The organism is Chitinophaga pinensis DSM 2588 (assembly GCF_000024005.1).
Classification (GTDB): Bacteria; Bacteroidota; Bacteroidia; order Chitinophagales; family Chitinophagaceae; genus Chitinophaga; species Chitinophaga pinensis.
The window spans coordinates 471,131-482,520 of record NC_013132.1; the positions used below are offsets into that span (position 1 = coordinate 471,131).

6 protein-coding genes are annotated in these 11,390 nt (G+C 43.9%); 3 read left to right on the top strand and 3 right to left on the bottom strand.

Annotation, left to right across the window (positions count from 1 at the left end):
• Nucleotides 1-216: 216 nt before the first annotated feature.
• Entirely contained in the window at nt 217-1,749 is a 1,533-nt protein-coding gene (locus tag CPIN_RS36255; protein ID WP_012788070.1) for a glycosyltransferase, read from the top strand.
• 498 nt (nt 1,750-2,247) lie between these two features.
• Here the strand turns inward: CPIN_RS36255 and CPIN_RS38580 are convergent, their stop codons facing one another.
• Nucleotides 2,248-3,294, bottom strand: coding sequence for a TraR/DksA family transcriptional regulator (locus CPIN_RS38580; RefSeq protein ID WP_012788071.1), 1,047 nt, complete (start codon nt 3,292-3,294; stop codon nt 2,248-2,250).
• A gap of 5 nt (nt 3,295-3,299) precedes the next feature.
• On the bottom strand, nt 3,300-6,851 hold the full coding sequence (gene ileS, locus CPIN_RS01965) for an isoleucine--tRNA ligase (protein ID WP_012788072.1): 3,552 nt from the start codon (nt 6,849-6,851) through the stop codon (nt 3,300-3,302).
• Between the two features lie 247 nt (nt 6,852-7,098).
• Between ileS and CPIN_RS01970 the strand changes: the two genes are divergently transcribed.
• On the top strand, nt 7,099-7,563 hold the full coding sequence (locus tag CPIN_RS01970; protein WP_012788073.1) for a PepSY-like domain-containing protein: 465 nt from the start codon (nt 7,099-7,101) through the stop codon (nt 7,561-7,563).
• 889 nt (nt 7,564-8,452) lie between these two features.
• Here the strand turns inward: CPIN_RS01970 and CPIN_RS01980 are convergent.
• Nucleotides 8,453-9,376, bottom strand: a complete 924-nt coding sequence (locus CPIN_RS01980; RefSeq protein WP_186774190.1) for a helix-turn-helix domain-containing protein — start codon at nt 9,374-9,376, stop codon at nt 8,453-8,455.
• Nucleotides 9,377-9,626: 250 nt separating this feature from the next.
• Between CPIN_RS01980 and CPIN_RS01985 the strand changes: the two genes are divergently transcribed.
• On the top strand, nt 9,627-11,309 hold the full coding sequence (locus CPIN_RS01985) for a hypothetical protein (protein ID WP_012788076.1): 1,683 nt from the start codon (nt 9,627-9,629) through the stop codon (nt 11,307-11,309).
• Nucleotides 11,310-11,390: the final 81 nt, after the last annotated feature.

Below are 11,390 nucleotides of genomic sequence, written 5' to 3' on the forward strand. Positions count from 1 at the left end.
CCCCGTTTCCTTTTATGATAATTAATCATTCAATAATATTCCACGGACTCCTGTCTCCGCTGCATTTCAATTCCTAATTGTCTAATTCCTAATTCGTAATTGGCCAGCAGGGCCTGCTATGGTACTATTTTTGTGACCCATTGGCCCTATGTCCATGTATGGCCTGATGACATTTTTATCAACGGCCGATTATTCACATTAAACAAGCATTCACCTATGATTTCTATTATCATTCCGGTTCTGAATGAAGGGGCTACATTACGTCAGGTAATCAAAACCATCAAAAAGACGACAAGAAAAATTGAGATCATTGTGGTAGATGATAATTCCAACGACAATTCGGTTGAGGAAGCATTGAAAGAGAAAGTGCGCGTCATTACCAGCAGTCAGCGGGGCAAAGGAATTTCCATGCGGGAAGGTATGATGGCCGCCAAGAACGATATTGTCATGTATGTAGATGGTGATATCCTGACCTATCCGGACAATATAGTGGAATTACTGACTGATCCCATTATTGAGGGAAAAGCTGATTTTGTAAAATCCTATTTCGAGCGACAGGCAGGCAGGGTTACACAACTGGTGGCCAAACCATTGCTCAGTATTCTTTTTCCTGAACTGGCGAATTTCAACCAACCGCTTAGCGGCATGATTGCAGCCAGGAAATCATTATTATCACAGGTTCAGTTTGAAAACGACTATGGGGTAGATATCGGACTGCTGATCGACCTGCACCTACAGGGCGCCCGCATTACGGAAGCCAATATTGGTCGCGTAGAAAATGCCATGCAGACCTGGGAACAGCTGAGCAAAATGTCAAGGGAAGTATCCCGTACCATTCTGCGTAAAGCGGAGAACATTCCACAGGAAAACCTGGAAACACTGGGTAACATTAATATGATCCGTGAACAGATGGAATATTCTATCCTGGAATCTATTGACAAGCTTCACAAAATGGTCATCTTCAATCTCGACGAGACCATCTTCCGAGAGGATTACCTGATGGCAGCCGCTACAGAATTCGGTTTTGAGAATACTTTAAAACAGATCAGGGGCCATTTCTCCGACCCGGTATCCGTTATAGAGCATACTGCCACCCTTTTCCAGGACAGAAATCTGGCAGAACTGCTTGAGGTAGCAGACGAAGTATCGCTGGTACCCGACATTAAAGTAGTCGTACGTGAGCTGAAGAAAAGAGGATATACCTGTGGTATTATTACGGATGGCTTCGAATGTGTAGCCCGCCATGTTAAAAACAAGCTGGGAATGGACTTCGTGTTTGCCAACAAATTGCATCTATTCAATAGCGTGGCGACAGGGGAGGTGACCATTCCTGAATATTTCCTCTGCACAGACAAAAATCTGCCTGCTCAGGCGCCGGTGTATTGTAAGAGCAATATATTAACCTATATTGCAGACAAATACCACGTCACTCCACAAAATATTATATATGTTGGTAGTGGTTCTGATGGTAGTCAATTGCTGAAAGAAGCAGGAATTGGCGTTGCATTTGATGCAGTCAACCCCGACGCAGAGAAAATTGCAGATAAAATTATTCCCGGCCCATGGATGGAACCGTTGTTGCAGATAGCCCAGGCCAGTCCTGAGAAGTTCAAGCTACGCTTACCAGCGATCAGTAAGAAACAGGCAAAAAGGATTGGTGTGGGAAGCCTTATCGGATTAGCGTCCGTAGGGTTAGTTTACCTGGCGGCCAGGCAGATTACTAAACGCAAAAAACAAGAGGTCTCATAAAGAACTTCTCCTTGAAGCCCCTGTTTATTTACACTGGCGTTCCTTCTGAAAAGAGGGGACGCTTTTTTTTAAATGTGTACAAATTAGATAACAATGAGACAATTATCAGGTACGCCAGCCCCATTCCATCTACAATATCGCGACACGATCCGCCCGCTTATCAGTCAGATTATCTCAGAGGCAATGTCACAAAAAGAAGCAACAGCGGGTATTAATAATAAAGCAGCCTCCCTTCCAGAAAACGATCGATCTTGATTATCGAAAGAGTGGAAACTGAATTACTGTCATTACATGAAGGCAATTTTGCACGTTATCGGGTAAGACCGTCAGAGTTTTGCCGCTGGAAAGAAATCTGGAACGCCAAAAATGGATGACCAACATACCTCTCCCCAAACAAAAATCCTGATCTTCCCTCCGCTACCACTTCCCGGCAATGCCGGCTCTGTGCTTAACGGATTTTTGATCAGGATTTTTTCCTATAACTGGATAAGTAGTTACTTATTTGCTTTTCGCCAGTTTCGCTTCGATACTCAGCGTAGCATGCGGTACAGCACGCAGTCTGGCTTTATCGATCAGCTTACCGGTTACGCGGCAGATACCGTAAGTTTTGTTTTCGATACGCACGAGTGCTTTCTCGAGGTGATCGATGAACTGGATCTGGCGGCTTGCCATCTGGTTCAGCTGTTCTCTTTCCTGAGAACCGGAACCATCTTCCATGCTCATATATTTGTTTTCGGTATCGTCGGTACCTGCTTCATCTTTACGAGTGATCAGGCCCTGCAGATATACGAGTTCCTTTTTAGCAGCTTCCAGCTTTTTCAGGATCAGGTCTTTAAATTCCTGCAGATCTGTATCACTATAGCGGTAAACAGGACCGGACGGCTGTTCTGGCTGATCGAGAACAGATTTAGTAAACTCTGGTTGGTAGGTTACTAATGTAGCTGCTTTGGAAGCGCCTTTTTTATCAACTTTCTCAGTACGGTCAGCCGGCTTTTCAGCTTTTGCTGCTGGTGCTGCTTTTTCAGCTTTCTGTACTTTGTCCGCTGGTTTTTTGGCGTCTTTAGCAACTACTTTTTCTTTATCGTCTTTTTTATTTACTGGCATTATTACTTCTTTTTCTTCTGGCTTGGAAATTAGTTTTTCTTTATCTGCAGTAACGCTTGGCGTCACCACTTTCTTTGTATCAGGCACTTTCGCGGAAGCTGCGGGCTTAGCAGGAGCCGTTGCTTTCTTTACTTCGGTATGAGGCACCGCCTGTGCTGCTACGGGTGCTTTCTTTACTACAGATTTACTTGACGAAGCCGTCTGGGTAACTGCTGATTTTTTGGCAACAACTTTCTGCGTTGTAGTTGGCTTGACCTGTTTGGTGGCAACTTTTGGCGCCGAAGTTTTCGCAGCTGGCTTTGCAGGTGCTGCTGCCTTCTTCGTCGCTGGCTTGGCTGCTGCGGATTTCTTTACAGGAGTAACCTGTTTTGCCGCTGCTTTTTTAGCCGGTGTTACCGCTTTCTGGGTCTTTTTACTAGCAACTTTCTTGCTTGTTGCCATGGGGATTAGCTTTTTTTGTTAACTAATACGTTGAATGTCAAATCATTTACTTCTATTTCAATTCCATCCTGTAATTCCGGCACTAATTCCAAACTATCTGCCAAAATTTCCGTGCAAATATAGTCATTATAGTTAATAATCGCCGATTTCAAGCTCTCGATTACTGCCACTTTTACCTGTATCCTGTCAGTCAGTTCGAAGTCATTATCCTTTCTGATCTTCTGAATACGGTTGACTAATTCACGGGCATTGCCCTCGTCCAACAACTCTGGTGTAATAGTAATATCGAGCGCCACTGTAAGTGCGCCCTTATTAGTTACGGTCCAACCGGGAATATCTTCTGAGATGATCTCTACGTCAGATAACTGTATAGGCAGTTGTTCATCTTCAATTTGAAGGATAAATTCTCCGTTACGTTCGAGGGATGCGATATCGGCAGCAGAGAATGCACTGATGGCAGCCGCAACGGCTTTCATCTTGGCCCCCATTTTACCACCCAGGGATTTATAGTTTGGCTTAATCTTTTTCTTGATAAAACCTTCCGTTTCCGTAAGATACTCAATACCTTTCACATTCACCTCACTTTTTATCAGATCTTGAATTTTTTCAATCTGTTCTTTAATATGCAGGTTTTGTACTGGTATCAGTATCTTCTGTAACGGCTGACGTACCTTAATATTTACCTTCTTTCTTAGAGACAACACAAGCGAGGAAATATCCTGCGCAAGCTGCATCCTTTCTTCCAGGTCCGCATCAATCGCTGTTGTTACCACAGATGGGAACAGCATATGGTGAACAGATGCCTCCGCATGGCGACCACTTACCTTGTTCAGGTTGCCAAATAACCAATCTGCAAAGAACGGTGACACAGGCGCCATTAAACGGGCCAGTGTTTCAAGACACTCGTACAAGGTCTGATAAGCAGAAATCTTGTCCTGAGCGTACTCACCTTTCCAGAAACGGCGACGGCACAGACGCACATACCAGTTGCTCAGATGCTCGTCAACGAAGGACTGTATCGCCCTTCCCGCCTGGGTAGGCTCGTAATCATCAAAATAGCCTGTAACGTCTTTCACCAGTGTATTCAGCAGGGATATAATCCAGCGGTCTATCTCCGGGCGCTCTTCCATCGGTACATATGCTTCGCTGAACGTGAATTTGTCCAGGTTCGCATACATCGCAAAGAAATTGTACGTATTATACAGGGTGGAGAACAATTTACGCTGTACCTCCCGGATCCCCTCTACATCAAATTTCATGCTATCCCACGGAGAAGCATTGGTGATAAGGTACCAGCGTGTTGCGTCCGCCCCATATTGTTCCAGTGTAGCGAACGGATCCACAACATTACCCACACTCTTACTCATCTTATTCCCGTTCTTGTCAAGCACCAGCCCATTTGATACCACTGTTTTGTATGCAACGTTATCAAACAGCATAGTACCTAGCGCATGCAGGGTATAGAACCAGCCACGTGTCTGGTCAACACCTTCCGCAATGAAATCGGCCGGGAAACTCTTCGCAAATTCTTCTTTGTTGTCAAACGGATAGTGCCACTGGGCATAAGGCATCGCTCCACTATCAAACCAAACATCCACCAGATCTGGCTCACGATACATCAGCTGCCCTTCATGATCGAAGATCAGATTGTCCACCATTGGTTTATGCAGGTCGATATCTGCTAATGTTTCTTCGGTAATCGCTACGCAATAGCTACTCACCAGATCTGTCAGGTAGAAGTTAGCCAAAGCCACATCTACCAAGGTGATCTCTTCTTTCTGAATTTTCGCGCGAATCTTATCTATATTAATAACAAACTGCTCCTGTTCTTCCTTACTCTTTCCAACGTACTGTGCATTATGAGCCGCGATACGTTTGCTCAGCGCACTGTCTGCATTTAATACATCCGCCTTGAATTCATCTTTCTTCACAAACAGCAGCGCACCCACCAGTTCGTTCTTTGCACCCAGACATTTCTGTACAGCGCCTTCCGGACTATCCTCTTTCACAGCAACTGTTCTCCATACCGGCAGCGGCGTACCCCAGAAACGGCTACGGCTCAGGTTCCAGTCAACCATGTTCTCCAGCCAGTTGCCAAAACGGCCTGTACCGGTACTGGCTGGTTTCCAGTTGATCGTCTTGTTCAGTTCTACCATCTTCTCCTTAGCCGCAGTAGTTCTGATAAACCACGCATCCAAAGGATAATACAGTACTGGTTTATGTGTACGCCAGCAGTGAGGGTAAGTATGTTCGTATTTCTCTACTTTGAAAGCACGGTTTTCTCTCTTCAGCTTTACAGAGATATCAACATCTACGTCTTTATACTCCGGATCGTTCTTATAATTCTTTACATAACGACCACCAAACTCACCTACTTCATCCAGGAACTTACCCTGACGATCTACCAGGGTCAGTATACCGATGTCATATTTCTGTCCTACGCGATAGTCATCCGCACCAAAAGCAGGAGCAGTATGCACGATACCTGTACCATCTTCTGTTGTTACGAAATCGCCTAACAGTACACGGAACGGATCGCCGGATTCTGGCTGTACGTAAGGCAGCAGCTGCTCATAACGGATGTTTTCCAGCTGACTTCCTTTGAATACAGACAAAATCTGCCAGGGAATGATTTTATCTCCTTCTTTATAGGCAGCAAAATCGCCGTCTTCACCTTCCTGTTTGAAATACTTACCCAGCAGGTCTTTCGCCATTACCACAAACTGCGGCAGATGGGTATATGGGTTAAACGTGCGTACAAGGGTGTACTCGATGTTAGCACCTACGGTCAGACCCAGGTTGGATGGGAGCGTCCATGGAGTAGTGGTCCAGGCCATGAAGAATACTTCTGCATCAGCAGCAATTTTTCTTGCTGCTTCAAACAGAAATGCGGAGTTGTCAGCTTCGATCGCTTTAAACATCGCTACGACAGTAGTGTCTTTTACCTCTTTGTAGCAACCCGGCATATTCAGCTCATGGGAACTCAGCCCAGTACCTGCAGCCGGAGAATACGGCTGGATACTAACGCTCTTATATAACAGATTTTTTTTATACAGTTCGCTCAGACACCACCACAGACTCTCAATATAATTATTGTCGAAAGTGATGTACGGAGATTTCAGGTCAACCCAATATCCCATCTGACGGGTCAGGTCATCCCATTTATCTTTGAATTTTAATACTTCTGCGCGGCAGGCCTTATTATAGTCCTCAATGGAAATTGTTTTACCGATAGCTTCCTTGGTAATACCGAGCATTTTTTCTACACCCAGTTCCACAGGTAAACCGTGGGTATCCCAGCCACCTTTACGTTTCACCTGGAAACCGTTCATTGTTTTGTAACGGCAAACCAGATCTTTCAGGGTACGGGAAATCACGTGGTGAATACCAGGCATACCGTTCGCACTAGGCGGACCTTCATAAAATACGAAAGGAGTGGCGCCTTCGCGAATGGATACGCTTTTCTCGAATGCCTGGATTTCTTCCCAGTGCGCCAATATATCCTTCTCTATCTGCGGTAAATTCAGCTGATTATATTCCTGATATTTGCTGGCCATAAAACAATTCTCCGCCCTTTGACGTTATTAAAAATATGTTGATTAAAATTCTGCAAAGTTACGGATTTTACAGCAGCCTAGAAGAGACCGTGTCACGAAAAAGATGGTTTTGCTTTTAATTGTGGTTTTTTTTTGTATTTTTACCGGGCATTAGTTCGTTGATTACTTTTTGGCATTGTTTTGGTAATTACGACGGAAGAATAAGTTGAAAAACTCAACCCAATTGAAAAACCATATCTGATTATTTATGAAAAAGTTAGTATTAATAATTTGTGTGGCACTCATATCTTCCGGCACAACTTTTGCACAAAAGAAATCAGCAAAAAAAACAAAGAAGGTAGTTGCGAAAAAAGAGGTAGTAGCTCCTGTTATCGTAAAGGATGCTTTTCAGCAGAACTTTTCAGGCACAGAAGCGAAGTGGGCGAAGAACTACAGCGGACATTGGGTAGCGAACTTTACTAAAGAAGATGTAAAGACTGCGGCCGAATATGATGCTGATGGTAAGTGGATTGCAACCCGTAGCACTTATGCAGCAGACAGGTTACCAGAAGCAGTAGCCTCTACGCTGAGATCTAAATATCCTACCGCCACCATTAAGGACGGTTCGAGAATTGAAAGATCCGACGTAGCTGCATATTATAAGGTTAATATTCAGGACAACGGTACAGAGAGATCTGTGTTAGTGAATGAAAGTGGCACCGTTGCAGAATAATTAACCACATTAATTTGTATTTCATAGGTATAGGGATAAATAGGACAGACCCTGCTCTTTTGGGCGGGGTTTTCTTTTTTTTATATGCCACATACTCTCCTGTCACCTTTGGACACAGAATGTCATACCCAACGACGATCTGACGTAATATCTGAAATTCAGACAGTACTCAATTTAGTATAAATTCCTATTAACCAGCCCCATCTTTACGTATTTTTTTCTACAGACTGTACAATAGATCAACATCACAGTCCTCTCTTTCCACGCATTCCGGTAGCACGGCTAATCATTATTTTGCTTCTTATACCCGTTCTGATATTTGCTTTATATGCTTTATCCTACGTTCATCCTACGTTGGTGAACGTAAGATGAACGTAGGATAAGCCTTATCTAAACGGCTTCTGAACCTGGTCAGATAAGCAATGATATATCGCTGGAAAAGCAGTGCCGGAAGGAAAAATTGCAGGTATATCGGTGACTTGTCCAAAACAAAAACCGTCTCGTGAGACGAGACGGCTTTATGTAATTACGGTAGAAAACTTACTGAACAAAAATGCACTTTTTCCAAAAGGTCAAAATTGGTGTTATGAGGTGCAAAAATCGATGGCTTTACTCTTTTTTTGCTCAGTAAGCTTTCTCCATGGTCAAATCTGATAAGGAAGCTTATAAGGAAGATCGGGATAGATATCAGCCGATCGTGATACAAAGAAACACCAATATTCCCGGGAGTGTTTTTGTATTCGGGAAAAGTAATGATCAAATCGGGAAAAGAAACGATCCCTCTCTATACCAGCCTCTTGCAACCAACCCAACAATCTGAATATCAGCTACATAAAACAAAAAGCCTGATCATATCTGATCAGGCTTCAAATTATTTTCTGTATTATTCTCATCTCAGCAGCAATTCACATGGCTTCAGTCCTGTGTGCTTCTTAAAAGCGGTAGAGAAGTGCGAAATACAGGAATAACCCATCAGAATCGCTACCTCAGACACAGACATGCCTCTTTCGTACAGCAGGCTTTTGGCCTTTTCCATTCTCTCTTTCTGGAAATAATCATAGATCGTAGTGCCATACATCGCTTTGAACCCTTTTTTCAGGTAACATTCATTCATCGCAACACGACGAGCCAGGTCACGGATCGTAATCGGTGCATCCAGCTGCTCCAGTAAAATATCTCTTGCCTTTTCGATCTTTTCACGGTCTTCCAGCTGTGTCAGGAAACGACAACCATAACGATCATCCGTATCATTCTGTACAAACTGGTCAGAACTAAACAGTAAGAGTTCCAACGCTTTACTCTGCAGGAAGATATTCTTCAGGGCGCCATCATAATTATGATGTACCATCTGCTCCAGCACCTCTTTGGATTTAGTGCTTGGCTGAATCGTCTTCACAAAAGGCTTGCGGGACTGCATGTCAAAAAGGGTAGAGTTGGTAGACCCTTTCTGCAGGGATTGTATGAAAGAAGGCTGAAACCTTACAGTGATCATATCAATAGATGGAGACTTCTGTACACAGTTGTCTTTATGCCCGCCAGCACATACCTGATCCGTACAACCCGGATTCTGACAATATTTATTGCCGGCGACACAATAGCGCAACTCAATGGCAGCAGTCTGACCACGTTTGGCAGGTTGATATACCACCATGGCAATATCTTCTACCGGCAACGGACGATCATACGTAAACCGTTGCAATGTAAAGTCGAGGCAGTCCGGCACCGCTACAGCGTCGTTTTCTGCCAGCTGCAGCTGATCGCTCATCGCGGGCTGCCTGATAGCCAATGCTAATATATCCTGAACCTCTTTCACGCCTTGCATTTTGTTAAATCCGTCACAAAAATAGGCATTCAAAATTTATTCAAAAACGTTTTGACATTCAGGTTACAATAGCAACCCCTTCAAAACGACACCCAAATTAACATAAATAATTATAATACAACTACTTATGATTTATTGATGATCATCAATATTTTTTACTTGCAGTAGAAAAAAAACACCCGCTTTCTATTTTCTACTACCTTGATATAGGGACAATGGTATGAATTTCGTTTAATTGTATATGATGCACAAACAATCCTTTTTCAAAAATATATGGGTGAAAATCCTCCTGAGCTTCCTGCTGTTAGTAGCACTGATACTGGGAGCCGCATGGTACATCGGACACCGCTGGAACAGGCAGATTCAGTGGCAGCTCCGGTCGTATATAATGGACATGTCGGACAGTCTGTATACCCTACGTTATGCAGATATGGCCCTGAATCCCATCACTGGTAGTCTCAGCCTTGAAAAAGTAAGCCTGATCAGGGATCCGGACGTATATAAACGTCTACAACAGGAACAGAAAGCGCCGAAACTGATCTACAGTTTTACGGCCGACAGAATCTCGCTCAGTTATTTCAGGGTATGGCGTTATTTTATGAAAAAGGAACTGAGCGCAGGTTCGCTGGTTTTTGAAAACCCGATCGTACTGTTGGAATACAATACCACGAACAAGGATACTTCTGCCCCTAAAAACGCCTATCAGAATATTTCGGCTAAAATAAAGTCGCTTTACCTGGGCAATCTCCGTTTTGATCATACGAATCTTAAATACACCGTCATAAAACCTGACAGCGGCCTTGTTATGACACACCTGGAAGACCTGCGTATCCAGGTCAAGGATTTCCTGATTGACTCAGTAGCCCTGGAAGACCCGACACGTTTCCTGTATGCGCGCAACTATGAATTCGGTCTGAAAGAATACCGTTACCGGACACCGGACAGCCTCTACTGGATGCACATAAAAGACGTATTGTACAGTGCCGAGGAACAAACGCTACGGATTGGACAGTTTGCCGTAGAACCCCGCTACGCAAGGGCTGCATTTGACATCAAAGCAAAAACACAACGTGACCGTTTTGACGTCAAACTAAATGACATCGAACTGGCCCAGTTACAACCGCGCATGTTACTGGAACATCAGGTAATATGGGCAAATAAACTCACTATCGGCAGCGGTGAACTTGATATCTATCATAACAGGAAATTACCGGATGGTCCGGGCAACAAACTGGGGGGTTACCCGAACCAGCTATTCAAAAGACTCGCAGTACCTATATATATAGATACAATGATCGGCAAGAAGACCGAACTGACCTATACGGAGATCAGTCCGAAATCAGAAGAAGCCGGCAGACTCAGTTTTAAACACATACACGGTACTTTCCGGAATATCACCAATATAGACAGTATGGTGGCTAAAAATGCGCATATCACTGCGGATATCAATGCCATTTTAATGAATAGCGGTAAACTAAGGGCGCATTTTGACTTCTCTATGAAAGACAGTAGCGGTGCATTTGGCGTATCCGGGCAACTGAAAGATATGGACGGCCGGGAACTGAACCCCGTACTGAAGCCTTTAGGTATGGTGGAGATCAAGTCCTGCCAGATCCAGGACCTGACTTTCAATATGTCCGGCAACGAAAGAAGGGCATCCGGTCAGGTGAAATTCCTTTATAGTAACCTGAAAGTGAATATTTTAAAGAAAAAAGACAATTCACACGAGTTTAAAAAGAAAGGATTGCTGAGCTTTCTGGCTAACGCCCTGGTGATCAAAGACGCCAACCCGGACGGCGGAGAAACCCGCCTGGCGCACCCGAAATATGAAAGGGATATTACCAAGTCCTTCTTTAACCTGGTCTGGAAGACCCTGTTTACGGGGATCAAAGAGACCGCATTAGGAGAAAATTCCCCTATCTGATTTCTCAGGCGAAAATGTGGATATCAACGATTCAAAAACCATGTGTTAAATATGGAAATAAGCCTCATTTTTCGTATTTTT